The organism is Streptomyces sp. NPDC003943, from assembly GCF_053605265.1.
Map to the genome: position 1 here is coordinate 11414 of NZ_JBSGIW010000086.1, position 22846 is coordinate 34259.

The following is a 22846-nucleotide window of genomic DNA, read 5'->3' on the forward strand; positions in this document are numbered from 1 at the left end:
GTTACGCGCGTAACAGCTTATGGCGGTTTCGGCCCCATCGCGTCAGCCCTTCTCCAGGTACTCCTCCCGCTCCTTGTCGAGCAGCGCGTCCAGAGCGGTGCGCAGCTCGGGGTGGGCGGTGAGGTCCGGGTCGGCGAGGACGAGGGCGGTGGCCTCCTCGCGGGCGGCGGCGATGACCTCCTCGTCGTCGATGACGGCGAGCATCCGCAGGGACGAGCGGGCGCCGGACTGGGCCTGGCCGAGGACGTCGCCCTCGCGGCGCTGTTCGAGGTCGATGCGGGAGAGCTCGAAGCCGTCGAGGGTGGCGGCGACGGCGTTCAGGCGCTGGCGGGCCGGGCTCGCCTCGGGCATCTCGGTGACGAGCAGGCACAGTCCGGCGGCGGAGCCCCGGCCGACGCGGCCGCGCAGCTGGTGCAGCTGGGAGACGCCGAAGCGGTCGGCGTCCATGATCACCATGGCGGTGGCGTTGGGCACGTTGACGCCGACCTCGATGACGGTCGTGGCGACCAGGACGTCCACCTCGCCGGCCGCGAAGCGGCGCATCACCTCGTCCTTGTCGTCCGGGTGCATCCGGCCGTGCAGCACCTCGACGCGCAGTCCGGCGAGCGGGCCGCGGCGCAGCTGCTCGGCGACCTCGACCACGGCGAGCGGCGGGCGCTTCTCGGCCTCGTCCTCCGGGCTGGGCTTCCGCCTGGCGCTCTGCTTCCGGTCCTCCTCGTCGCCGATGCGCGGGCACACCACGTACGCCTGGTGGCCGGCCTCCACCTCCTCGCGGACCCGCTCCCAGGCGCGGGCGAGGAAGTGCGGCTTGTCGGCGGCCGGCACCACATGGCTGGCGATCGGGGAGCGGCCGGCCGGGAGCTGGTCGAGGACCGAGGTCTCCAGGTCGCCGAAGACCGTCATGGCGACGGTGCGCGGGATGGGCGTGGCCGTCATGACGAGGAGGTGCGGAGGCTGCTTGCCCTTGCCGCGCAGGGCGTCGCGCTGCTCGACGCCGAAGCGGTGCTGCTCGTCGACCACGACCAGGCCGAGGTCGTGGAACTGCACCTTGTCCTCGATCAGCGCGTGCGTGCCGATGACGACGCCGGCCTCGCCGGTCACCAGGTCGAGGAGCGCCTGCCGTCGCGCGGCCGTCCCCATGGAGCCGGTCAGCAGCACGACCTTGGTGGCGTTCTCGGCGCCGCCGAGCATGCCGCCCTCGGCGAGCTCGCCCATCATCTCGGTGACGGACCGGTGGTGCTGCTGCGCGAGCACCTCGGTGGGCGCGAGCATCGCGGCCTGTCCCCCGGCGTCGACGACGGCGAGCATGGCGCGCAGGGCGACCATCGTCTTGCCGCTTCCGACCTCGCCCTGGAGGAGGCGGTGCATGGGGTGTTCGGTGGCCAGGTCGTCGAAGATCTCCTTCGACACCTTCTGCTGGCCGTCGGTGAGGGTGAACGGCAGCTTCGCGTCGAACGCGGTGAGCAGCCCGTCGGCGGCGGGGCGGCGGGCGACGGCGTGGAGCTGGGTGTCGGCGTGGCGGCGGCGGGCGAGGGCGACCTGGAGGACGAACGCCTCGTCCCACTTGAGCCGGTCGCGGGCGTCCGCGATGTCCGCCTTGGTGCGCGGGCGGTGGACCTTCGTCAGCGCGTCCGGCAGGTCCGTGAGCCCGCGCCCCTCGCGCAGCGCGGCCGGCAGCGGGTCGACGAGGCCCTCCCACGCCGTGGCCGCCATCGAGTCCAGGGCGATGCCGACGGACTGCTCGATGGTCCAGGACTCCAGCTGCTTGCAGGCCGGGTAGATCGGCAGCAGCTCGTTGGCGAAGGCGCGGACGGTCTCGGTGCTGCTCTCGGCGTCGAGCAGCTTGTACTCGGGGTGGGCGAGCTGGAGGCGCCGGTTGAAGAGCCCGACCTTGCCGGCGAACATCGCGCGGCGGCCGGGCAGCAGCTCCTTCTGGTGGAAGTGCACGGTGCGGCCGAAGAAGACCAGCTGCATCCGGCCGCTGCCGTCGGTGATCGTCACCTCGAGGCGCTGCCCCTTGCCGCGCCCGCCCTTGTTGAAGGTGTGCACGCGCGCGTCGGCGACCTGCGCGACGACCGTCACGTGCTCGTCCAGCGGCAGGTCGGCGAGCGCGGTGAGCTCGCCGCGCTCGGCGTACCGGCGGGGGTAGTGGTGCAGCAGGTCGCCGACCGTGTGCAGGTCCATGTGCTCGGCCATCACCTTGGCGGTGGCGGCGCCGAGCAGTTTCTTGAGGGGTTCGTCGAGCGCGGGCACGGAACCCATTGCACACCACACCACTGACAGACGTCGCGGGGCGCGGGGAGAAGTCCCCCGTCCCGTGCCCCCGCTACTCGACCCCGATCAGCAGCGGCGGCGCGCCCTCGCCCGCCTGGTACGTGGTCGTGTCGACGGCCAAGTACGTGGCGCGGACGTGGCGTTCGAGGGCGGGGGCCAGGGCCGTCGGGGTGTCGGCGGCGGTGATGAGGGTGACGAGTTCACCGCCGGCGGAGAGCATGCGGTCGAGGACGGTGCGGGCCGTGGTGGTGAGGTCCTGGCCGATGACGGCGACGTCGCCCTCGATGAGGCCGAGGACGTCGCCGGCCTGGCAGACGCCGGCGGAGGTGAAGGACTGGCGTTCGGCGACGGCGAGTTCGGCGTAGCGGGTGGCGCCGGCGGCGGCGGTCATGGCGACGACGTCCTCGTCGAAGCGGCGCTCGGGTTCGTGGACGGCGAGGGCGGCGATGCCCTGGACGGCGGCGCGGGTGGGGATGAGGGCGACGCGGATGCCTTCGGCGCGGGCCTGTTCGGCGGCCGCGGCGGCGACGGTGCGCAGCTCCGTGTCGTTGGGCAGGAGGACCACCTCGTGGGCGTGGGCGCGGCGGATGGCGTCGGCGAGCTCGGCGCCGGTGGGGGGCTCGCCGGGGCGGGCGAGCAGGGTGGTGGCGCCCGCTCCGGCGCAGAGGCCGGCGAGGCCCTCGCCCGGGACGACGGCGACGATCGCGCGGTCGGCGCGCTCGGCCGGCCCGGCGGGCCGGGAGTGCTCGGCGGGCACGTCGAAGTGGGTGATGCGGATGCGGTACGGGCGTCCCGCCTCGACGCCGGCCTCGACGGCGGCGCCGGCGTCGTCGACGTGGACGTGCACGTTCCACAGCCCGTCGCCGCCGACCACGACCAGGGACTCGCCCAGTTCGTCGAGGCGGGCCTTCAGGCGGTCCACGGCGGAGTCCGGGGCTTCCAGGAGGTAGATCACCTCGTACGCGGGCCCGCTCGCGCCCTCGCAGGCGACGTCTTCCAGGACGGGGTGGTGCACGGGGCCGAGAGGGTGCTCCGGCGGTTCGCCCGTCAGCGTCTCGACGAGCGCGCCGAGCACCGCCACCAGGCCACGTCCGCCTGCGTCCACGACCCCGGCGCGTTCGAGTGCGGCCAGTTGCCCGGGGGTCGCGTCCAAGGCCGTGCGGGCCCCCTCGTAGGCCTTCCTGGCCACCGTCGCGAGCGCTCCGCCGGTCCCGCAGGAGTCGGCGGCGGCGCGGGCGACGGTGAGGACGGTGCCCTCGACGGGGTGGGCGACGGCCGAGCGGGCCGCGTCGGCGGCGCCGGCGAGGGCGCGGGCGAGGTGATCTCCGTCACCGCCGTCGGCGAGGACGGCGGCCATGCCGCGCAGGAGCTGGGAGAGGATCGTCCCGGAGTTGCCGCGGGCGCCGAGCAGCGCGCCGTGCGCCATGGCCCGTATGACCTCGGCCGCTCCAGCGCCCTCGGGGAGCTCGTCGACCGCCCGGGCCGCCGACTCCACCGTCAGGTACAGGTTCGTACCGGTGTCCCCGTCCGCGACGGGATAGACGTTGATGGCGTCGATCTCCTCGCGCTCCCGGCCGAGCGCCGCCAGCGCCCCTGCGCACCAGGATCGGACGGCTTCGGCGTCGAGGATCTGCGGGGCTCGCGGCGTCGGGTGGGGCAACGCGTGGTCCTCCTGTGCTCTGCGCTGGGTTCACCGCAGCGTAGACCCGGGCTCACCAGGGGCCCGGGGCGGGGGCCGGGCGGAACATGGTAGTTTCGTTCCACCGAAGCGGTCGTTGTATGCTGCTTCGGTTGCCCGGCACCGTCGGGCCATTCCCCCGGCAAACCACTTCAGATCCTAGATCCGATCCGGTGCGCCGGGTCTCACTGTAAATCTGAAGTCTTTGGAGTGACCCGTGGCTGCCAACTGCGACGTCTGCGGCAAGGGGCCGGGCTTCGGCAACAACATTTCGCACTCGCACCGCCGTACGTCTCGTCGCTGGAACCCGAACATCCAGCGTGTGCGTGCCGTGGTCGGTCGGACGCCGAAGCGGCTCAACGTCTGCACCTCGTGCATCAAGGCCGGCAAGGTCTCGCGCTAATTGGTGCTCCCCCGCGTCAAGCGGGGAAAGCCCCGCCGACGTTTCGTCGTAGCGCAGCCCTGCGGTTGCCTTGAAAGGCCGGTTCACCTCGGTGAACCGGCCTTTTGCCTTGCCCGGGAACGGTTACCGGGACCGCTGTCGCCAGGCGTGGTCGACCGGGCCGATGCCCGAGCCCAGCGCGAACCCCGCCGCGATCGCGCCCGTCACGTAGGCCTTCGCCTCCCGTACCGCCTCCGGCACCGCAAGCCCCTTCGCGAGGCCCGACGCCACCGCCGAGGCGAGCGTGCAGCCCGTGCCGTGCGTGTGCCGGTTGTCGTGGCGCCGGGCCCGGAACCAGTGCTCCTCGGTGCCGTCCGTCAGGAAGTCGACGGCCTCCTCGCCCGAGGCGTCGAGATGCCCGCCCTTGATGAGCGCCCAGCGCGGCCCGTACGCGAGGATCGCGTCGGCCGCCCGCCGCATCCCGTCCTCGTCCTCGACCACCACGCCCGTGAGCTGCGCCACCTCGTCCAGGTTGGGCGTGGCCACGGTGGCGGCCGGCAGCAGCTTCGTACGGACGGAGCCGAGCGCGGAGGCGGCGAGCAGCGGGTCGCCGTGCTTGGAGACGCCGACCGGGTCGACGACGACGGGGGCGGCGACGGAGCCGAGCAGTTCGGCCACCGTCTCCACCAGCGCGGCGGACGCCAGCATGCCGGTCTTGACGGCCTGCACGCCGATGTCGTCGACGACGGCCCGGAACTGGGCCCGTACGGCCTCCTCGGGCAGCTCCCAGGCGCCCTGGACGCCCCGCGAGTTCTGCGCGGTCACGGCCGTGATCACGCTCATGCCGTGGACGCCGAGCGCCAGCATCGTCTTGAGGTCGGCCTGGATGCCCGCGCCGCCGCCGGAGTCGGATCCGGCGACGGTCAGGACGAGCGGAGGCCGGGTGCTCACTCCGTACCGCCGAAGTGGTCCCAGCCGCCCTTGCTGTGCCAGGGCGCCCCGTCCACCGTCACCTGCGGCAGCGCGGACGGGTTGAGGACCTCGCCGATGACCTTCCAGCGGGCCGGCAGCTTCACGTCCGGCGGGAAGGTGGCGACGATCGCGTGGTCCTCTCCCCCGGTCAGCACCCACTGGAGCGGGTCGACGCCGACGGCCTGGCCGATGTCGTGCATCTGGGTGGGGATGTCGATGAGGCCGGAGCGCAGGTCGATGCGGACCTTGCTGGCCTCGGCGATGTGCCCGAGGTCGGCGATCAGGCCGTCGCTGACGTCGCACATGGCGGTGGCGCCGAGTCCGGCGGCGGCCGGGCCGGCGTGGTACGGCGGCTCGGGGCGGCGGTGGGCCTCGACGAAGGCGCGCGGGGAGCGGAAGCCGCGGGAGAGCACCGCGTATCCGGCGGCGGACCAGCCGAGCCAGCCGGTGTAGGCGACGACGTCGCCGGGCTGGGCGCCGCCGCGGGTGACCGGGTCGTGGTTGCGCAGGTCGCCGAGCGCGGTGATGGAGACCATGATCGTGTCGCCGCGGACGACGTCGCCGCCGACCACCGCGGCGCCCGCGACCTGACACTCGTCGCGCAGTCCGTCCATGAGTTCCGTGGGCCAGGTGACCGGGAGTTCGGCGGGGACGACGAGCCCGAGCAGCAGGGCGGTCGGGACGGCGCCCATGGCGGCGATGTCGGCGAGGTTCTGCGCCGCGGCCTTGCGGCCGACGTCGTACGCCGTCGACCAGTCGCGGCGGAAGTGACGTCCTTCGAGCAGGATGTCCGTGCTGGCCACCACCCGCCGGTCGGGGGCGGAGACCACGGCGGCGTCGTCGCCGGGGCCGATCCGCACCGCGGGGGTGGAGGTGAGCCGGGAGGTGAGCTCCCTGATGAGCCCGAACTCGCCCAGCTCTCCGACTGTGCCCTTCACCGCGTGTCACCTCGTGTCGTCGTGCCGGCCGCCGCGCCGCTCCGCCGCTCCTCGCCGTGCGGGTCGCGGGCCGTCACCGTGCCGGATACCGTCAAGTTAACCGTCAAGCCGACCGTCAACTTCTCATCTGCCTGCGCCACACCGCGGGCGCCTCCGGGCGCGGAGGTCTCCCCGCGGCCCGCGGCGACGCGGTACCGTGGCGTCTCTTTCTCCCACAAGATCCTCGTGGCCGCCCTGGAGGTTCCGTGGTACAGGCGTACATCCTTATTCAGACCGAGGTGGGCAAGGCGTCGACCGTCGCCGAGACCATCGCCAAGATCACTGGAGTCATCCAGGCCGAGGACGTGACAGGTCCCTACGACGTGATCGTCCGCGCCGAGGCCGACACCGTGGACGCGCTCGGCCGCATGGTGGTCGCCAAGGTCCAGCAAGTGGAAGGAATCACGCGCACCCTCACCTGCCCGGTCGTGCATATCTAGCCCCCGTCTACCCTTGGCCGGTGATGTCTTCCCACCGGCCCTTCGGCCTGTCCGCCTCCGCCGCCGCGGCCGGCGTCCTGCTGCTCGCCGTCACGGGCTGTTCCTCCGCGGACGCGAAGGCGTCGGTGGCGGTTCCCGGTCCTCCGGCGGCCGAGGCCGCCTTCTGCCGTGCGCTCGCGAAGGAGTTGCCCGACACCGTGGCGGGGCTGGAGCGGACCGGCACCGAGCCGGAGTCCGAGCTGACCGCCGCGTGGGGGGATGCGGCGATCGTACTGCGCTGCGGGGTCCCCCGGCCCGAAAAGATGAACGATCCGCAGGCGCAGGGGATCGACGCGAACGGCGTGAACTGGCTGTTCGAACCGCGCGAGGGCGACGGACCGCGCTTCACCACGACGTACCGGAAGACGTACGTCGAGGTGACGCTGGACAAGCGGTACGCGCACGATGTCGGCCCGCTCGCGGATCTCGCCGCCCCCGTGAAGAAGGCCGTCCCGCCCAGCCTCTGAGCGGGACGGTTCCCTAGGGGGTGTCTCGCCGATCATGCCGGGCTCGCGACGCCTGGCACCGCGCCTCGCCGCGTTGTCGTCAGTCGCCAACGCTCCGCGTTGACTCCCTCCTCCGCCTTGCGATGCACGGCACCAGACGCCGCTCCCTGATCCGGCCTGACCGACGAGACACCCCCTAGCGCAGGCCGGTGGAGCGGTTCAGCGCGGCCTGGATGAGCCGGTCGACGAGCTCCGGGTAGCTGACGCCGCTCTCCTGCCACATGCGCGGGTACATGGAGATGGGCGTGAAGCCGGGCATGGTGTTGATCTCGTTGATGACGAAGCCGCCGTCCTCGGTGAGGAAGAAGTCGGCGCGCACCAGGCCCTCGCAGGACACCGACTCGTAGGCGAGGACGGCGAGGCGCTGGACCTCGGCGGTGGCCTCGTCGCCGATCGGCGCGGGCACCAGGCCCGAGGCCGAGTCGATGTACTTCGCCTCGAAGTCGTAGAAGTCGTGGTCGGTGACCGGCGGGATCTCGGCCGGCACGCTGGCGCGCGGGCCGTCCTCGAACTCCAGGACGCCGCACTCGATCTCGCGGCCGCGGACCAGCGCCTCGACGATGATCTTCGGGTCGAAGCGGCGGGCCTCCTCGACGGCCTCGTCCAGGCCGGAGAGGTCGTCGACCTTGGTGATGCCGACGGAGGAGCCGCCACGGGCCGGCTTCACGAAGAGCGGCCAGCCGTGGTCGGCGGCGAACTCCACGATCTTCTTGCGGGCCGCGGCCGGGTTCTGCTCCCACTCGCGCGGCCGGATCACCTCGTACGGGCCGACGGGCAGGCCGAAGGAGACGAAGACGCGCTTCATGTACTCCTTGTCCTGGCCGACGGCGGAGGCGAGGACGCCCGCGCCGACGTACGGGATGCCGGAGAGCTCCAGGAGGCCCTGGAGGGTGCCGTCCTCGCCGTACGGGCCGTGCAGCATCGGGAAGACCACGTCGACCTCGCCGAGGGCCTGCGGCAGCGAGCCGGGCTCGTTGAGGACGACCTCGCGGCTGGCGGGGTCGACGGGCAGGACCACGCCGCCGGTCTCGGACTCGGCGAGCTGGGCGACGTCAGGCAGGACGCGGTCGGCGATCGCCATCCGCTCGGGGGCGTCGGCGGTCAGCGCCCAGCGCCCCTCCCGGGTGATGCCGATGGGCAGCACGTCGTACTTGTCCCGGTCGATGGCGCGCAGGACGGCACCGGCGGTGACGACGGAGATGGCGTGCTCGGAGCTGCGTCCGCCGAAGACGACGGCCACGCGCGGCTTGCGGGGGCTCTGGGTGTTCTCGCTCATATCGCGATGAGCGTACCCTGCGGCGTCCGAACTCCTGAGCGCCCCGCTCGTACGGCGCGCGTTCGGCTCAGCGCGCGCCCGTCCTCAGCGCCGCACCCGTCCTCGGCGCGCCTCCCGTCCTCAGCGCCGCTCGGCCTTGGCGCTGCGCGACATCAGCTCCTTGAGCGCGACGATCGGCGGCTTGCCCTCGTGGACGATGGACACGACCGTCTCGGTGATGGGCATGTCGACGCCGTGCCGGCGGCCCAGATCGAGCACGGACTCGCAGGACTTGACGCCCTCGGCGGTCTGCTTGGTGGCCGCGATGGTCTCCTGGAGGGTCATCCCGCGGCCCAGGTTGGTGCCGAAGGTGTGGTTCCGGGAGAGCGGCGAGGAGCAGGTGGCGACGAGGTCGCCGAGGCCGGCCAGGCCGGAGAAGGTCAGCGGGTCGGCGCCCATGGCCAGGCCGAGCCGGGTGGTCTCGGCGAGGCCGCGGGTGATGAGCGTGGCCTTGGAGTTGTCGCCGAGGCCCATGCCGTCGGCGATGCCGACGGCGAGCCCGATGACGTTCTTGACCGCTCCGCCGAGTTCGCAGCCGACGACGTCGGTGTTGGTGTACGGGCGGAAGTACGGGGTCATGCAGGCGGTCTGGAGCCGCTGGGCGACCGTCTCATCGGCGCAGGCGACGACGGCGGCGGCGGGCTGCCGGGCCGCGATCTCGCGGGCCAGGTTGGGGCCGGTGAGCACGGCCACGCGCTCGGCGGGGACGTCCGCGACCTCGGTGATGACCTCGCTCATCCGCTTGGCGGTGCCGAGTTCGATGCCCTTCATCAGGGAGACGAGGACGGTGCCGGGGGCCAGCTTCGGCGCCCATTCGGCGAGGTTCTCGCGGAGCGTCTGGGAGGGCACGACGAGGACGGTGAAGTCGGCGTCGCGGGCGGCCTCGGCGGCGTCGGCGGTGGCCGTGATGCCCTTGGGGAGTTCGACCCCGGGGAGGTAGTCGGGGTTGGTCCCGGTGGTGTTGATCGTCTCCGCGAGGGCGGCCCGGCGGCCCCAGAGGCTGACCTCGCAGCCCGCGTCGGCGAGCACCATGGCGAAGGCGGTGCCCCAGGATCCGTTGCCGAAGACGGCTGCCTTGGTCACTTCTTGCCTTCCTCGGCGGCCTTGCGGCGCTGCTCCTGGCGGGCCTTCTTGTGGTCGTACGGCTCGGCCGGGGCCTTTTCGCCGCGGACCTCCTCCAGGATCCGGGTGATCGCCGCCATGATCTCCTCGGTGGCCTCGCGCAGCACGTCGGGCGTGGGCTCGAGGTCGTGGAAGCGGGAGAGGTCGACGGGCGGACCGGCCTGCACGATCAGGGTCTTGCGCGGCCAGAGGCTGAGCTTGTTCTCCTTGGCGTACGGCGGCATCGCGAGGTTGGCGCCCCACTGGGCGACCGGGATGACGGGCGCCTTGGTGAGCAGCGCGACCCGGGCGGCGCCGGTCTTGCCGGCCATGGGCCACATCTCGGGGTCGCGGGTGAGGGTGCCTTCGGGGTAGAAGGCGACGCACTCGCCGCGCTCGATGGCGTCGACGGCGGACCGGAAGGCGTCCAGGGCGTTGGTGGTCTCGCGGTAGACCGGGATCTGGCCGGTGTTGCGCAGCATCGTGCCGACGAAGCCGCCCTTGAAGAGCGCCGCCTTGGCCAGGAAGCGGGGCACGCGGCCGGTGTTGTACTGGTAGTGCGCGTACGACAGCGGGTCCAGGTACGAGTTGTGGTTCACCGCGGTGATGAAGCCGCCGTCGGCCGGGATGTGCTCCGTTCCGCGCCAGTCCCGCTTGAACAGCACCACCAGCGGGGGTTTGGCGATGACCGCCGCCAGGCGGTACCAGAAGCCGATTCTGCGGCGGGACACTCGGACACCTTTCTCCGGACTGGTTCGCGGGGAGGGTCAAGTGTCGCCCCCCGCTCCTGGGCTGTCGAGGACACCGTACGCCCCGGGGCCCGGCCGGTTCGCGCGGGCGGGACGGAACTCCCGGGGCGCGGGCGGGCGAAATCCGGGCGGTGGGCGGGAGAAGAAGGGGCCGGTGGGAGGGAGAAGAGGGGCCGGTGGACGGGGGAAAAGGGGCCGGCGGGCCGGGCGGAGGCGGGAAGAATGGGGCCCGATGAAGAGCTACGCCGACGAGAGCGCCCACGAGGGCTGGTCGCTGGTCGTGCCCCTGAAGCCGCTGGCACGGGCGAAGAGCCGACTCGGCCCGGCGGTGGGCGGCCCGCTGCGACGCCGCCTGGCGCTCGCGTTCGCCGAGGACACGGTGGCGGCGGTGCTCGCCTGCCCGGCGGTACGGGATGTGGCGGTCGTCACGGACGATCCGGCGGCGGCCGGGGCGCTCGCGGCCCTCGGCGCGCGGATCGTGCCGGACCGGCCGGGCGCGGGGCTCAACGGGGCGCTCGCGCACGGGGCCCGTACGGTGCGGGCGGGGCGGCCGGGGGCGTGGGTGGCGGCGCTGAACGCGGACCTTCCGGCGCTGCGTCCGGCCGAGCTCGGGCGGGTCCTGGCGGTGGCGGGGCAATTTCCGCGGGCATTTCTCGCGGATGCTGCCGAAATAGGTACGACATTCCTCTCGGCCGGCCCGGGCACGGAATTGGAACCGGCTTTCGGAGGGGCTTCGCGACATCGGCATTTGTCGTCGGGCGCGGTGGAAATCCGGCTGGCGGGGGTGGATTCCGTACGCCGGGACGTGGACACCGGAGAGGACCTGGCGGCGGCCCTGGCGCTCGGTGTCGGGCCGCGGACGGCGGCCCGCTGGGTGGCCGCGACCGGGTAGCGGCCCGGGCCGGACGGCCGGATAGGCTGCCGTCCATGCAGGCGACCGCGTACACGTACGATCCCGAGACCCACAGCGGCAGTGTGCTGCTCGACGACGGCACCCCGGTGGAGTTCGGGGGCGACGCCTTCCTGGCGGGCGGGCTGCGGCTGCTCCGGCCGGGGCAGCGGGTGCGGATCGAGACGGAGGGCGAGGGTGCGGCCCTGCGGATCACGCTGGTGACGCTGCAGACGTTCTAGCGGCGTTCGTACCGCCGCTCGGACGGCCGCGCATTCGGCCGAAAATCTCCTTGTACGCGCCGCGGGCCGGGCTCCCCGACAGGGAGCCCGGCCCGGCGTATGAGCACGCGCCGCCTTACTTCTTCGCGGCGGTGGTCTTCTTCGCGGTGGTCTTGCGCGCCGTCGTCTTCTTGGCGGGCGCCTTCTTCGCGGTGGCCTTCTTCGCCGGCGCGGTCTTCTTGGCGGCGGTCTTCTTCGCGGCGGCGGCCGTGGTCTTCTTCGCGGCGGCCGTCGTGGTCTTCTTCGCCGCGGTGGTCTTCTTCGTGGCGGCCGTGGTCTTCTTCGCGGCGGCCGTCGTGGTCTTCTTGGCCGCGGCGGCGGTGGTCTTCTTCGCCGGGGCGGCCTTCTTCGCCGGGGTCGCCTTCTTCGCGGCGGCCTTCTTGGCGGTGGTGGCCTTCTTGGCCGCGGCCTTCTTCACGGTGGCGGCGGCGGCGCCACCCATGAGGCTGCCCTTCGGGGCCTTCTTGACGGAGACCTCGCCACCCTTGGGGAGCTTCTTCGAGCCGCTGACCAGGTCCTTGAAGCCCTGACCCGCACGGAAGCGCGGAACGGAGGTCTTCTTGACCCGCACGCGCTCACCGGTCTGCGGGTTGCGGGCGTAGCGGGCGGGGCGGTCGACCTTCTCGAACGACCCGAAGCCGGTGACCGAGACCCGGTCGCCGGAGACCACGGCGCGCACGATGGCGTCGAGCACGTGGTCGACGGCTTCGGCGGCCTGCTGGCGGCCGCCCAACTTGTCGGCAATCGCTTCTACGAGCTGCGCCTTGTTCACGTCTTCCCCTTCGGAGACTTTGCCAGAACGAAAGTGTTCAAGCTTTTTCGCACGTTAGGCATGTATATACCGCAAATCAAACACGAAACGGGCTAATCACCCTAGTGCCGCAACGCGAAAGAGCCGTTGCGGAGTTCCGGGCGTCAGTCGTCTTCAGGGAATCGACCCTCGTCGAGGTCCTTCATCAACCGGTCCAGACGCGTTGCCGCGTCCGTGATGTCGTGCTTCGCCGCGGCCGTCACGACCAGCAGCTTCCGGGACAGCGCCATCCTTACGCCCTCCGGGACTTGCAGTTCGCGCACCCTTCTGTGCGCTTCCTTCAATCGGGCGGCGACGGCCTCGTAGAGCTCGAGTTGGCTGTCGCGTTCCATGCACCGATTGTGCCATCTAGGGCGAGTTGTCGCCCGACCGGGCCTCAACAAGCGACTGCGCCCCCCACCGGGCGGTGGGGGGCGCAGTACTGGAAAAGCGCTGCTCAGACCGTAATTGTACGGGGCTTGAAGGCCGGTCGAGCTGCCTCGTAGGCGGCGATGTCCGCTTCGTTCTGAAGGGTGAGGCTGATGTCGTCCAGACCGTTCAGCAGCCTCCACCGGGCGTTCTCGTCGAGCTCGAAGTCGGCGTCGATCCCGGGGGCGAGGACCTTGCGGGCCTCCAGGTCGACGGTGACCTCGACGGTCGGGTCGGCCTCGGTGAGCTCCCAGAGGGCGTCGACGGTGGCCTGCGGCAGGACGACGGTGAGCAGGCCGTTCTTCAGCGAGTTGCCGCGGAAGATGTCGGCGAAGCGGCTGGAGATCACGGTCTTGAAGCCGTAGTTCTGCAGCGCCCAGACGGCGTGCTCACGGGAGGAGCCGGTGCCGAAGTCGGGGCCGGCGACCAGGACCGTGGCGCCCTGCCGCTCGGGGCGGTTGAGGACGAACTGCTCGTCCTTGCGCCAGGCCTCGAAGAGACCGTCCTCGAAGCCGTCGCGGGTGACCTTCTTCAGCCAGTGCGCCGGGATGATCTGGTCGGTGTCGACGTTGCTGCGGCGCAGCGGGACGGCGCGGCCGGTGTGCGTGGTGAAAGCTTCCATGGTTCCTCAGACCCCCGCGGTGGTGGCGACGTCGGACAGATCGGCCGGGGAGGCCAGGTGGCCCAGGACGGCGGTGGCGGCGGCGACCTGGGGGGAGACCAGGTGGGTGCGGCCGCCCTTGCCCTGCCGGCCCTCGAAGTTGCGGTTGGAGGTGGACGCGGAGCGCTCACCGGGGGCCAGTTGGTCGGGGTTCATGCCCAGGCACATGGAGCAGCCCGCGTGCCGCCATTCGGCGCCGGCCTCCTTGAAGACCTTGTCCAGGCCCTCCTCGACGGCCTGCAGGGCGACCCGGACGGAGCCGGGGACGACCAGCATGCGGACGTTCTCGGCGACCTTGCGGCCCTCCAGGAGGGCGGCGGCGTTGCGCAGGTCCTCGATGCGGCCGTTGGTGCAGGAGCCTACGAAGACGGTGTCGACCTTGATGTCGCGCAGCGGCTGGCCGGCGGTCAACCCCATGTACTCCAGGGCCTTTTCGGCGGCCAGGCGCTCCGAAGCGTCTTCGTACGAAGCCGGGTCGGGGACGTTCGCCGAAAGCGGGGCGCCCTGGCCGGGGTTGGTGCCCCAGGTGACGAACGGGGCCAGCTCGGCGGCGTCGATGACGACCTCGGCGTCGAAGACGGCGTCCTCGTCGGTCTTCAGCGTCTTCCAGTACGCGACGGCGGCGTCCCAGTCCTCGCCCTCGGGGGCGTGGGCGCGGCCCTTCAGATAGGCGAAGGTGGTCTCGTCGGGGGCGATCATGCCCGCGCGGGCACCGGCCTCGATGGACATGTTGCAGATGGTCATCCGGGCCTCCATCGAGAGCTTCTCGATGGCGGAGCCGCGGTACTCCAGGACGTAGCCCTGGCCGCCGCCGGTGCCGATCCGCGCGATGATCGCCAGGATCAGGTCCTTGGCGGTGACGTCCTCGGGCAGCTCGCCCTCGACGGTGATCGCCATGGTCTTCGGGCGGGCCATGGGCAGCGTCTGGGTGGCGAGCACGTGCTCGACCTGGCTGGTGCCGATGCCGAAGGCCAGCGCGCCGAAGGCGCCGTGCGTGGAGGTGTGGGAGTCGCCGCAGACCACGGTGGTGCCCGGCTGGGTCAGTCCCAGCTGCGGTCCCACCACGTGGACGACGCCCTGCTCGACGTCGCCCAGCGGGTGCAGCCGGACACCGAACTCCGCGCAGTTCTTGCGCAGGGTCTCCAGCTGGGCCCGGGAGACCGGGTCGGCGATCGGCTTGTCGATGTCGAGCGTCGGGGTGTTGTGGTCCTCGGTGGCGATGGTGAGGTCGAGGCGCCGCACCTGCCGGCCGTTCTGCCGGAGGCCGTCGAAGGCCTGGGGGCTGGTCACCTCGTGCAGCAGGTGCAGATCGATGAAGAGGAGGTCGGGCTCGCCCTCGGCGCGCCGGACGACGTGGTCGTCCCAGACCTTCTCCGCGAGTGTCCTACCCATCGCTTTCCCTCCGGCCGGCGGCGTGCGCCGGCACCCTAGAGACCCGTTTCGCGGGCCGTCGTGCGGCCGCACCTCAAGAGTGACAAGATCCTCGGAAAATTGAACTTGCGTTTCACAGAGTGAGACGCGAATATCGTTTCATGGACAACTCTAGCGGCGTAGGCGTTCTCGACAAGGCAGCCCTTGTCCTGAGCGCCCTGGAGTCCGGTCCGGCCACCCTCGCAGGTCTGGTCGCGGCGACGGGACTCGCACGACCCACGGCACACCGACTCGCCGTGGCACTGGAACACCACCGGATGGTGGCCCGCGACATGCAGGGCCGGTTCATCCTCGGACCGCGGCTGGCGGAGCTCGCCGCCGCGGCCGGTGAGGACCGCCTGCTCGCGACCGCCGGGCCGGTGCTGACGCATCTGCGCGACGTGACGGGCGAGAGCGCCCAGCTCTACCGGCGCCAGGGCGACATGCGCATCTGCGTGGCGGCGGCGGAGCGGCTCTCCGGCCTCCGGGACACCGTGCCGGTCGGCTCCACGCTGACCATGAAGGCCGGCTCGTCCGCGCAGATCCTGATGGCCTGGGAGGAGCCCGAGCGGCTGCACCGCGGCCTCCAGGGCGCCCGCTTCACGGCGACGGCCCTGTCGGGCGTACGGCGCCGCGGCTGGGCCCAGTCGATCGGCGAGCGCGAGCCGGGCGTGGCGTCCGTCTCCGCGCCCGTGCGCGGCCCCTCGAACCGCGTGGTGGCCGCCGTGTCGGTGTCGGGCCCGATCGAGCGCCTGACCCGCCACCCGGGCCGTATGCACGCCCAGGCGGTCATCGACGCCGCCGCCCGCCTGACCGAGGCCCTGCGCCGCAACGGCTGACCCTGCCCGCTTTCCCACTCTTCATCTGTACGTGTCCGGCCCACCGCTCCAACGCCGCAGCGGTGGGCCGGAGTTGTGTGTGCCCTCCGACACAGCGACTGCGACACGACAACGAAGAAGCCCTCCCCCGAAGGGAAGGGCTTCTTCTGTGTGTACCCCCGACCGGATTCGAACCGGCGCTACCGCCTTGAGAGGGCGGCGTGCTAGGCCGCTACACAACGGGGGCTTTGGATCATACGTTTCCGCAGATCCGAGCTGGTCTACCAGGACTCGAACCTAGACTAACTGAACCAGAATCAGTCGTGCTGCCAATTACACCATAGACCAATACGTGGTTAGACCAGCGTCGTACCCCCGACCGGATTCGAACCGGCGCTACCGCCTTGAGAGGGCGGCGTGCTAGGCCGCTACACAACGGGGGCCCTAGCGATCCTGCATCAGAGTCACCGGGAGCTACCCAGGTGATCCTGCGGGAAGGATCTGTACCCCCGACCGGATTCGAACCGGCGCTACCGCCTTGAGAGGGCGGCGTGCTAGGCCGCTACACAACGGGGGCTTTGTGGATGCCATCCACGGTTTGCAGATGAGCTCTGCGAGCTGGCCTACCTGGACTCGAACCAAGACTAACTGAACCAGAATCAGTCGTGCTGCCAATTACACCATAGGCCACCAGAACTTGATCACTTCGAGAAGGGATCCTGCTCGGCTTGCGCTTTCGGGGCTTTCCGGCCTTTCGGCCCGTTCCCCTCGGCGCAGGAAGAACATTACCCGAAGGTGGACGGTGCTCCAAAACGCGTATCCCCGAGCAGCACCCCGGGCAGCTGGTGGAGGTCCGTGATGCGGGTCAGCTCGGGCCTTCCGCCGGTGTCGGCGCGGTCCAGCCAGACCCCGAGCAGCCCCGCCTCGACGGCGCCGCGCGCGTCGGTGTCCGGCTGGTCCCCGACGTACGCCACCTGGTCCGGCGGCAACCCCAGGGCCGTACAGGCCGCGTGGAACGCCTCCGCGGCCGGCTTGGCCACCCCGAGCTCGGCGGCGCACAGAACGGCCTCGAAGCGGTCCCGTACGCCCAGCGCGCGGAGCTTGGGGTCCTGGGCGTGGATGCTGGAGTTCGACAGGACCCCGTGGCGGTAGTCACGGGCCAGCAGGTCCAGCACCGGCACGGCGTCCGGGAAGAGCTCCCAGGCGGCCTCGTAGTGCGCCACGTAGCGGTCGAACCAGCCGTCGGCCTCGTCCGAGGTCATCCCCGGCTGCTCCAGGAAGTCCCGCACCCGCCACCGCCGCTGCTCCTGCCAGTCGCCGAGCCCGGCCTCGTAGCGCCGCCAGTGCAGCTCCGTGAGCTCCTTCCAGCGCCCGAGGGCCTGGTCGACGGAGTCCCACCCGTCGACCAGGCCCTCGGTGGCCAGGTGCGCCCGCATGCCGGCGCGGTCGGCGCCTCCGTAGTCGAAGATCGTGTCGTCCACGTCCCAGAGGACGGCGCGGATGGTCATGGGACCGACGGTAGCGCCCGGGAACGCCTCGGGGGCGGCGCCCGGAGAAATCCGGTCGCCGCCCCCGGGGGCGTACGGGCTGGGCTCAGCCGGCGAGCTTCGCCAGGGCCGCGTCGATGCGGGCCAGGGTCTTGTCCTTGCCCAGGATCTGGAGGGACTCGAAGAGCGGCAGGCCGACCGTGCGGCCGGTGACGGCGACACGGACCGGGGCCTGGGCCTTGCCGAGCTTGAGGCCGTGGGCCTCGCCGGCGGCCAGGACGGCGTTCTTCAGCGACTCCGGGTCGTTCCAGTCGGCCTGGTCGAGACGCTCGCGGGCGGTGATCAGCAGGGCGTCCGAGCCCTCCTTCATCGCCTTGGTCCAGCTGGCCTCGTCCTCGACCGGCTCCTTCAGGAAGAGGAAGTCGACGTTGGCCGTGATGTCCGACAGGACGGTGAGGCGGGTCTGGGCGTACGGCGCGATGGCCTCCCAGGCGGCGCGGTCGAAGTCCTCGGGGGCCCAGTTGGCGTGCGGGGCGTTCAGCCACGGCTCGCAGGCCGCGGTGAAGTCCTTCACGTCCAGCATGCGGATGTGGTCCGCGTTGATGGACTCGGCCTTCTTGAGGTCGAAGCGGGCCGGGTTGGCGTTGACGTCCGCGATGTCGAACTTCTCGACCATCTCGGGGATGGTGAAGAGGTCCTGGTCGGCGGAGAACGACCAGCCGAGGAGCGACAGGTAGTTCAGCAGGCCCTCGGGGAGGAAGCCGCGCTCCCGGTAGAGGTTGAGGGAGGCCTGCGGGTCGCGCTTGGAGAGCTTCTTGTTGCCCTCGCCCATGACGTACGGCAGGTGGCCGAAGGCCGGGATCTGCTTGGCCACGCCCAGCTCGATCAGCGCCTTGTAGAGCGCGATCTGGCGCGGGGTGGAGGAGAGCAGGTCCTCGCCGCGCAGGACGTGGGTGATCTCCATCAGGGCGTCGTCGACCGGGTTGACCAGGGTGTACAGCGGGGCGCCGTTGGCGCGCACGATGCCGTAGTCCGGGACGTTCTCCGGGGTGAAGGTGAGCTCGCCGCGGACCAGGTCGGTGAAGGTGATGGTCTCGTCCGGCATCCGGAAGCGGACGATGGCCTCGCGGCCCTCGGCCTTGTAGACCTCGACCTGCTCGGCGCTCAGCTCGCGGCAGTGGCCGTCGTAGCCGGACGGCTTGCCGGCGGCGCGGGCGGCCTCGCGGCGGTCGTCCAGCTCGGTCTGGGTGCAGTAGCAGTGGTACGCGTAGCCGCCGGCGAGGAGCTTGTCGGCGACGTCCTTGTAGATGTCCATCCGCTGCGACTGGCGGTACGGCTCGTGCGGGCCGCCGGTCTCGGGGCCCTCGTCCCAGTCGAGGCCGAGCCACTTGAGCGAGTCGAGCAACTGGTTGTACGACTCCTCGGAGTCGCGCGCCGCGTCGGTGTCCTCGATGCGGAAGACCATGGTGCCCTGGTTGTGCCGCGCGAAGGCCCAGTTGAAGAGGGCGGTGCGGACCAGGCCCACATGGGGGTTGCCGGTCGGGGAGGGACAGAAACGGACGCGGATGTTCGCGTTAGCCACGCTTGATCACCCTGTTGGTGAGAGTGCCGATGCCTTCGATGGTGACGGCGACCTCGTCGCCGACGGTGAGGGGGCCGACCCCGGCGGGGGTGCCGGTGAGGATGACGTCGCCCGGGAGCAGCGTCATGGCCTCGGTGATGTGGACGACCAGGTCCTCGATGGAGCGGATCATGTCGCTCGTACGGCCGAGCTGTCGTTGTTCGCCGTTGACCGTGGCCTGGATGGTCAGGTCGCTCGCGTCGGCGATGCTCAGGCCGGTCTCGACCCAGGGACCCAGCGGGCAGGAGGTGTCGAAGCCCTTGGCGCGGGCCCACTGGGACTCGCGCTGCTGGACGTCGCGGGCGGTGACGTCGTTGGCACAGGTGTAGCCGAAGACGACGTCCTTGACGCGCTCGCGGGGTACCTCGCGGCACATGCGGCCGATGACCACGGCCAGTTCGGCCTCGTGGTGCAGCTCGTTGGAGAAGGAGGGGTACTCGATGGCGTCGCCGGGGCCGATCACGGAGGTGGTGGGCTTGAAGAAGGCCACCGGGACCTCGGGGACCTCGTTGCCGAGTTCCCTGGCGTGCTCCGCGTAGTTGCGGCCGATGGCCACCACCTTGTTGGGGAGCACGGGCGGCAGGAGCCGGACCTTGCTCAGCGGGACCTTCGTGCCGCTGAGCTCGAAGTCGGTGTACGGAATGCCCTTGATGATGTCGAGGACCAGGCCGCCGGACTCGACGGTTCCCTCGCCCTCGACCGCCCCGAAGGCGACGTTGCCGTCGATGGAGAATCTGGCGATGCGCACGAGTGCTGTCGCCCCTCACTTGCTACTGGCTGGGAGTCTGACGCTCCAGGCTAACGCGGCGGGAGGGGCCGACCGGCGGATTTACCGCCTGGTCGCGGACATACGGGACTTACTCGGCGGCGGAGAGGTACGCCGGGACGTACGGCGCCGGCGGGACCATCAGGACCGTGCGGCGCGGGTTGGCGGTCGTGCCCGGGAGGGCGGCGGCGTACTCGGGCTGGACGGGGCGGCCCAGCTGTGCGGCGTCCTCGAGGTGGGCGAGGGTCGAGCGGCGGGGGTTGGCCGTGGTGCGGAGTACGGGCGTCGTCTTCATCGCGGTGTCGGACCCTTGTCTGCGGTGGGGGGCGCCCACGCGGGCGCGCGGGTCTCCCATTCTGTAAAGCGTCAGGCTAAACATGCAATTCCCTTCGATTGCATGGCGGACCCAACGAACTACGTGTGAGTTTGCTCACCAATCAGGGAACAAAGCGGGCATTACGCTCCGCCACCCGAGGTGACCGAAACGGACATTCCTCCACTGAATGCTGTATTCCGCTCCTGATCATGGCGACTGGGACACCCCTCCCCCCTTGCCCCTTCGGAAGGATTCGCCCGATTCCTCCGTGATCATCTTCTACATGGGGTGACACGTCGTTCACACGTTGTCATCCCCTTCGCGCCACGCCCCACGGCCCTTGTTGGAGATCCGGCACTGTGCTGGAATTCCACGCACCGCCGCGGGTTTGAGGCCGGTGTGCAGGGGGCGCAACGCAGCGCCGGCCGAGTGGCGGGACTAGGGGGATCTGCGCCGGTCACCGACGACCACCACTGGGACGCGCCTGCGTCCCACGACGCCGACACCGTCTCTCCGTTCATCCGGAGGGACGCCTGGTCCAGAGGTTGCGACGCTAGTGCAGGGACGTTTCAAGAGGGATGGCACGGGCTCTTCCCAGGCCCGAAAGGGCCGAGGGGAAGCTCCGGCGGAGCAGGAGCCGCGTGCCGGGACCCAGCACGGTTCCCCGGCCTCGCAGCCGCAGCATGCTTCCGGCGGCCCCGGCAACTCCGGCGCTGACCGGAACGGCAAGGGCGGCAAGGGTGGCAAGGGCGCCAACCCGGCCAAGGCCGGCGGCTCCGACGGTGCCCGCGGCACGGCCGCGGACGCCGCCAGCGAGCACGCCCCGCTGCCCAAGCTCAACTCCGAGGCCCAGGTCGGGCCCCGAATAGCCCTGCGCAACTGGCGCATCTCCACCCGCCTGGTCGCCCTGCTGACCCTCCCCGTGGTCGCGGCGACCAGCCTCGGCGGCATCCGCATCAGCGAGTCCCTGCAGGACATGGACCAGCTGGACCAGATGCAGCTGCTCACCCGGCTGACCAAGGAAGCCACCAACTTCGCCGAGCAGCTCCAGCAGGAGCGCGACCTGTCCGCCGGTCCGCTGGCCAACGGCAAGGACCCGAGCGACTACCAGGTCGCCAACCCGCGGAAGAACACCGACCGCGCGTACCGGGCGTTCCTGGAGGCCACCAAGGAGATCCCGGCCACCGAGGACGACGAGTCGCTGCGGAGCATCCGGCAGAACGTCAACCAGATCGCCTCGCAGGTCAGCCAGCTCGGCACCATCCGCGTCAACGCGTTCAAGCAGGACGGCACCGCCCACTCGGTGACCGTCGAGGCGTACAGCCGGCTGATCCGCTCGCTGCTCAGCCTGTCCCAGGACATGGCGCAGGCCACCAGCAACCCGGAGATGATCAAGCGGACCCGCGCGCTCGCCGCGTTCTCGTCCGCCAAGGAGTACGCCTCCATCCAGCAGGCGATCATCGCCTCCGCGCTGCCGCCGAACGACAGCAAGCCCGCCAACCTCCAGCTCGGTGACCGCCTCTACGGCGAGGCCGCGTTCACCAGTGAGGGCGTCGAGCTCAAGTCCTTCCAGGCGATCTACGAGTCGGCCGGCGGCGACGCCGCGGAGCTGACCGCCTCGCTGACCAACGGCAACCCCTCGATCGAGGCGGCCGACAACTACTCGCAGCGGCTGCTGAACTCCAGCCGCGGCCTGCCGGACGTCAAGCGCGGCCACCTGAACTTCACCGACGAGTACGGCACCAAGATGCGTGCCATGAAGACCATCGAGGCGACGCTGCTCGGCGAGATGGAGACCAAGGCGCGCGAGCTGCGCCAGGAGTCGCAGCGCGACGCCATCATCAACGGTGCGCTGATCCTCCTCGTCCTCGGCGTCTCGCTCGTCGGCGCCTTCGTCGTGGCCCGGTCCATGATCCGGTCGCTGCGCCGGCTCCAGGACACCGCGACCAAGGTCGCCCAGGAACGCCTGCCCGAGCTGGTCAAGCAGCTCTCCGAGGCCGACCCGCAGGACGTCGACACCTCCGTCGAGTCCGTCGGTGTGCACTCCCGCGACGAGATCGGCCAGGTGGCCGCGGCCTTCGACGACGTGCACCGCGAGGCGGTCCGCCTCGCCGCCGAGCAGGCCCTCCTCCGGGGCAACGTCAACGCGATGTTCACCAACCTCTCGCGCCGTTCGCAGGGCCTCATCCAGCGTCAGCTCTCGCTCATCTCCGAGCTGGAGTCCCGCGAGGCCGACCCGGACCAGCTGTCCTCGCTGTTCAAGCTCGACCACCTCGCGACGCGCATGCGCCGTAACGGTGAGAACCTCCTCGTCCTCGCCGGTGAGGAGCCGGGCCGTCGCTGGACCCGTCCGGTCCCGCTGGTCGACGTGCTCCGCGCCGCCGCGTCCGAGGTGGAGCAGTACGAGCGCATCGAGCTGGCCTCGGTCCCCGCGACCGAGGTCGCCGGCCGCGTCGTCAACGACCTCGTGCACCTGCTCGCCGAGCTGCTGGAGAACGCCACCTCGTTCTCCTCGCCGCAGACCAAGGTCCGGGTCACCGGTCACGCGCTGCCCGACGGCCGCGTGCTCGTCGAGATCCACGACACCGGCATCGGCCTCTCCCCCGAGGACCTCGCCGCGATCAACGAGCGGCTCGCCTCGCCGCCCACCGTGGACGTCTCGGTCTCCCGCCGCATGGGTCTGTTCGTGGTCGGCCGCCTGTCCCTGCGGCACGGCATCCGGATCCAGCTGCGCCCGTCCGACTCGGGCGGCACCACCGCGCTCGTCATGCTCCCGGTCGACGTCGCCCACGGCGGCAAGAAGCCGGCTCCGAAGGCCGGCCAGGCCGGCCAGGGCGCCGTCCCGCAGGGCCGGATCTTCGAGGGCGGACCCGTGGCCCAGACCGTGGTGGAGATGGAGCGTGGCTTCCTCTTCATCATGTCCGTCTCCGACGGCTCCTCGATGG

Annotated in this window: 22 protein-coding genes and 5 tRNA genes; 7 read left to right on the forward strand and 20 right to left on the reverse strand. The window is 71.2% G+C overall.

From position 1 onward, the window contains the following. Nucleotides 1-42 precede the first annotated feature (42 nt). Nucleotides 43-2262 carry an ATP-dependent DNA helicase RecG gene (gene recG, locus ACWEV0_RS28565; RefSeq protein WP_453152478.1) on the reverse strand — a complete coding sequence of 740 codons (2220 nt, stop codon included), beginning with the start codon at nucleotides 2260-2262 and terminating at the stop codon, nucleotides 43-45. A gap of 64 nt (nucleotides 2263-2326) precedes the next feature. Then, on the reverse strand, nucleotides 2327-3934 hold the full coding sequence (locus tag ACWEV0_RS28570) for a DAK2 domain-containing protein (RefSeq protein WP_453152480.1): 1608 nt from the start codon (nucleotides 3932-3934) through the stop codon (nucleotides 2327-2329). A gap of 235 nt (nucleotides 3935-4169) precedes the next feature. Between ACWEV0_RS28570 and rpmB the strand changes: the two genes are divergently transcribed. Next, the gene (gene rpmB / locus ACWEV0_RS28575; protein WP_003957616.1) at nucleotides 4170-4355 is read left to right on the forward strand and encodes a 50S ribosomal protein L28; all 186 of its coding nucleotides are present in this window, start codon (nucleotides 4170-4172) and stop codon (nucleotides 4353-4355) included. A 123-nt stretch (nucleotides 4356-4478) separates the two neighbouring features. Here rpmB and thiD read toward each other — a convergent pair whose 3' ends face one another. Together thiD and ACWEV0_RS28585 are read right to left on the reverse strand one after the other, a co-directional pair. After that, nucleotides 4479-5285, reverse strand: coding sequence for a bifunctional hydroxymethylpyrimidine kinase/phosphomethylpyrimidine kinase (gene thiD, locus ACWEV0_RS28580; protein WP_453152482.1), 807 nt, complete (start codon nucleotides 5283-5285; stop codon nucleotides 4479-4481). Further along, nucleotides 5282-6244, reverse strand: coding sequence for a thiamine-phosphate kinase (locus ACWEV0_RS28585; RefSeq protein WP_389208922.1), 963 nt, complete (start codon nucleotides 6242-6244; stop codon nucleotides 5282-5284). The genes thiD and ACWEV0_RS28585 overlap by 4 nt, the downstream gene beginning before the upstream one ends. Before the next feature lie 245 nt (nucleotides 6245-6489). Between ACWEV0_RS28585 and ACWEV0_RS28590 the strand changes: the two genes are divergently transcribed. Together ACWEV0_RS28590 and ACWEV0_RS28595 are read left to right on the forward strand one after the other, a co-directional pair. Continuing rightward, the gene (locus tag ACWEV0_RS28590) at nucleotides 6490-6723 is read left to right on the forward strand and encodes an Lrp/AsnC ligand binding domain-containing protein (protein ID WP_389208920.1); all 234 of its coding nucleotides are present in this window, start codon (nucleotides 6490-6492) and stop codon (nucleotides 6721-6723) included. Between the two features lie 23 nt (nucleotides 6724-6746). Beyond that, complete coding sequence (locus ACWEV0_RS28595) at nucleotides 6747-7229, forward strand: DUF3515 domain-containing protein (protein ID WP_453152516.1); 483 nt, start codon at nucleotides 6747-6749, stop codon at nucleotides 7227-7229. A 175-nt stretch (nucleotides 7230-7404) separates the two neighbouring features. Here the strand turns inward: ACWEV0_RS28595 and ACWEV0_RS28600 are convergent, their stop codons facing one another. The 3 genes from ACWEV0_RS28600 to ACWEV0_RS28610 all read right to left on the reverse strand — a co-directional run bounded on the left by ACWEV0_RS28600 (nucleotide 7405) and on the right by ACWEV0_RS28610 (nucleotide 10415). Continuing rightward, the gene (locus ACWEV0_RS28600; RefSeq protein WP_453152485.1) at nucleotides 7405-8544 is read right to left on the reverse strand and encodes a D-alanine--D-alanine ligase family protein; all 1140 of its coding nucleotides are present in this window, start codon (nucleotides 8542-8544) and stop codon (nucleotides 7405-7407) included. 120 nt (nucleotides 8545-8664) lie between these two features. Further along, on the reverse strand, nucleotides 8665-9666 hold the full coding sequence (locus ACWEV0_RS28605) for an NAD(P)H-dependent glycerol-3-phosphate dehydrogenase (RefSeq protein ID WP_453152487.1): 1002 nt from the start codon (nucleotides 9664-9666) through the stop codon (nucleotides 8665-8667). Continuing rightward, the gene (locus ACWEV0_RS28610; protein ID WP_453152489.1) at nucleotides 9663-10415 is read right to left on the reverse strand and encodes a lysophospholipid acyltransferase family protein; all 753 of its coding nucleotides are present in this window, start codon (nucleotides 10413-10415) and stop codon (nucleotides 9663-9665) included. Before ACWEV0_RS28610 ends, ACWEV0_RS28605 begins: the two co-directional genes overlap by 4 nt. Before the next feature lie 250 nt (nucleotides 10416-10665). Between ACWEV0_RS28610 and cofC the strand changes: the two genes are divergently transcribed. Both cofC and ACWEV0_RS28620 read left to right on the forward strand, forming a co-directional pair. Beyond that, complete coding sequence (cofC, locus tag ACWEV0_RS28615; RefSeq protein WP_453152491.1) at nucleotides 10666-11325, forward strand: 2-phospho-L-lactate guanylyltransferase; 660 nt, start codon at nucleotides 10666-10668, stop codon at nucleotides 11323-11325. Between the two features lie 35 nt (nucleotides 11326-11360). Next, nucleotides 11361-11564 (forward strand): hypothetical protein, encoded by a 204-nt coding sequence (locus ACWEV0_RS28620; protein ID WP_453152493.1) that lies wholly within the window; start codon nucleotides 11361-11363, stop codon nucleotides 11562-11564. A 115-nt stretch (nucleotides 11565-11679) separates the two neighbouring features. Here the strand turns inward: ACWEV0_RS28620 and ACWEV0_RS28625 are convergent, their stop codons facing one another. The 4 genes from ACWEV0_RS28625 to leuC form a co-directional block, all read right to left on the reverse strand. Next, a complete protein-coding gene (locus ACWEV0_RS28625; RefSeq protein WP_453152495.1) occupies nucleotides 11680-12375 on the reverse strand; it encodes an HU family DNA-binding protein in 696 nt (231 codons plus the stop codon). Between the two features lie 143 nt (nucleotides 12376-12518). Beyond that, on the reverse strand, nucleotides 12519-12746 hold the full coding sequence (locus ACWEV0_RS28630; RefSeq protein WP_453152497.1) for an SCO5555 family protein: 228 nt from the start codon (nucleotides 12744-12746) through the stop codon (nucleotides 12519-12521). 104 nt (nucleotides 12747-12850) lie between these two features. Continuing rightward, nucleotides 12851-13444, reverse strand: a complete 594-nt coding sequence (gene leuD / locus ACWEV0_RS28635) for a 3-isopropylmalate dehydratase small subunit (RefSeq protein ID WP_403791738.1) — start codon at nucleotides 13442-13444, stop codon at nucleotides 12851-12853. Nucleotides 13445-13450: 6 nt separating this feature from the next. Further along, nucleotides 13451-14875 carry a 3-isopropylmalate dehydratase large subunit gene (leuC, locus tag ACWEV0_RS28640; protein WP_453152500.1) on the reverse strand — a complete coding sequence of 475 codons (1425 nt, stop codon included), beginning with the start codon at nucleotides 14873-14875 and terminating at the stop codon, nucleotides 13451-13453. A gap of 140 nt (nucleotides 14876-15015) precedes the next feature. Between leuC and ndgR the strand changes: the two genes are divergently transcribed. Beyond that, nucleotides 15016-15732 (forward strand): IclR family transcriptional regulator NdgR, encoded by a 717-nt coding sequence (gene ndgR, locus ACWEV0_RS28645; protein ID WP_128977462.1) that lies wholly within the window; start codon nucleotides 15016-15018, stop codon nucleotides 15730-15732. Between the two features lie 153 nt (nucleotides 15733-15885). Here the strand turns inward: ndgR and ACWEV0_RS28650 are convergent. From ACWEV0_RS28650 to ACWEV0_RS28690, 9 genes are all read right to left on the reverse strand, one after another. Then, nucleotides 15886-15958, reverse strand: a tRNA-Glu gene (locus ACWEV0_RS28650). A gap of 29 nt (nucleotides 15959-15987) precedes the next feature. After that, nucleotides 15988-16059 (reverse strand) — tRNA-Gln (locus ACWEV0_RS28655). Nucleotides 16060-16081: 22 nt separating this feature from the next. Continuing rightward, nucleotides 16082-16154, reverse strand: a tRNA-Glu gene (locus ACWEV0_RS28660). A gap of 61 nt (nucleotides 16155-16215) precedes the next feature. Further along, nucleotides 16216-16288, reverse strand: a tRNA-Glu gene (locus ACWEV0_RS28665). 41 nt (nucleotides 16289-16329) lie between these two features. Continuing rightward, nucleotides 16330-16401 (reverse strand) — tRNA-Gln (locus tag ACWEV0_RS28670). A 95-nt stretch (nucleotides 16402-16496) separates the two neighbouring features. Beyond that, nucleotides 16497-17219 carry an HAD family hydrolase gene (locus tag ACWEV0_RS28675; RefSeq protein ID WP_453152502.1) on the reverse strand — a complete coding sequence of 241 codons (723 nt, stop codon included), beginning with the start codon at nucleotides 17217-17219 and terminating at the stop codon, nucleotides 16497-16499. An 85-nt stretch (nucleotides 17220-17304) separates the two neighbouring features. After that, nucleotides 17305-18780, reverse strand: coding sequence for a glutamate--tRNA ligase (gene gltX, locus ACWEV0_RS28680; RefSeq protein WP_453152504.1), 1476 nt, complete (start codon nucleotides 18778-18780; stop codon nucleotides 17305-17307). Next, nucleotides 18773-19567 (reverse strand): fumarylacetoacetate hydrolase family protein, encoded by a 795-nt coding sequence (locus tag ACWEV0_RS28685; protein WP_453152506.1) that lies wholly within the window; start codon nucleotides 19565-19567, stop codon nucleotides 18773-18775. The genes gltX and ACWEV0_RS28685 overlap by 8 nt, the downstream gene beginning before the upstream one ends. Before the next feature lie 109 nt (nucleotides 19568-19676). Further along, on the reverse strand, nucleotides 19677-19880 hold the full coding sequence (locus tag ACWEV0_RS28690) for a hypothetical protein (protein WP_453152508.1): 204 nt from the start codon (nucleotides 19878-19880) through the stop codon (nucleotides 19677-19679). 577 nt (nucleotides 19881-20457) lie between these two features. Between ACWEV0_RS28690 and ACWEV0_RS28695 the strand changes: the two genes are divergently transcribed. Next, nucleotides 20458-22846, forward strand: a 2389-nt coding sequence (locus ACWEV0_RS28695) for a nitrate- and nitrite sensing domain-containing protein (RefSeq protein ID WP_453152510.1), incomplete at its 3' end; no start/stop codon positions are given.

What these genes read in the sequence shown, in the direction of transcription:
- leuC (WP_453152500.1), bottom strand. Translation starts at nt 14,875, where the DNA reads ATGGGTAGGACACTCGCGGAGAAGGTCTGGGACGACCACGTCGTCCGG.
- ACWEV0_RS28595 (WP_453152516.1), top strand. Translation starts at nt 6,747, where the DNA reads ATGTCTTCCCACCGGCCCTTCGGCCTGTCCGCCTCCGCCGCCGCGGCC.
- recG (WP_453152478.1), bottom strand. Translation starts at nt 2,262, where the DNA reads ATGGGTTCCGTGCCCGCGCTCGACGAACCCCTCAAGAAACTGCTCGGC.
- leuD (WP_403791738.1), bottom strand. Translation starts at nt 13,444, where the DNA reads ATGGAAGCTTTCACCACGCACACCGGCCGCGCCGTCCCGCTGCGCCGC.
- ACWEV0_RS28630 (WP_453152497.1), bottom strand. Translation starts at nt 12,746, where the DNA reads ATGGAACGCGACAGCCAACTCGAGCTCTACGAGGCCGTCGCCGCCCGA.
- ACWEV0_RS28620 (WP_453152493.1), top strand. Translation starts at nt 11,361, where the DNA reads ATGCAGGCGACCGCGTACACGTACGATCCCGAGACCCACAGCGGCAGT.
- ACWEV0_RS28600 (WP_453152485.1), bottom strand. Translation starts at nt 8,544, where the DNA reads ATGAGCGAGAACACCCAGAGCCCCCGCAAGCCGCGCGTGGCCGTCGTC.
- ACWEV0_RS28675 (WP_453152502.1), bottom strand. Translation starts at nt 17,219, where the DNA reads ATGACCATCCGCGCCGTCCTCTGGGACGTGGACGACACGATCTTCGAC.
- ndgR (WP_128977462.1), top strand. Translation starts at nt 15,016, where the DNA reads ATGGACAACTCTAGCGGCGTAGGCGTTCTCGACAAGGCAGCCCTTGTC.
- cofC (WP_453152491.1), top strand. Translation starts at nt 10,666, where the DNA reads ATGAAGAGCTACGCCGACGAGAGCGCCCACGAGGGCTGGTCGCTGGTC.
- ACWEV0_RS28690 (WP_453152508.1), bottom strand. Translation starts at nt 19,880, where the DNA reads ATGAAGACGACGCCCGTACTCCGCACCACGGCCAACCCCCGCCGCTCG.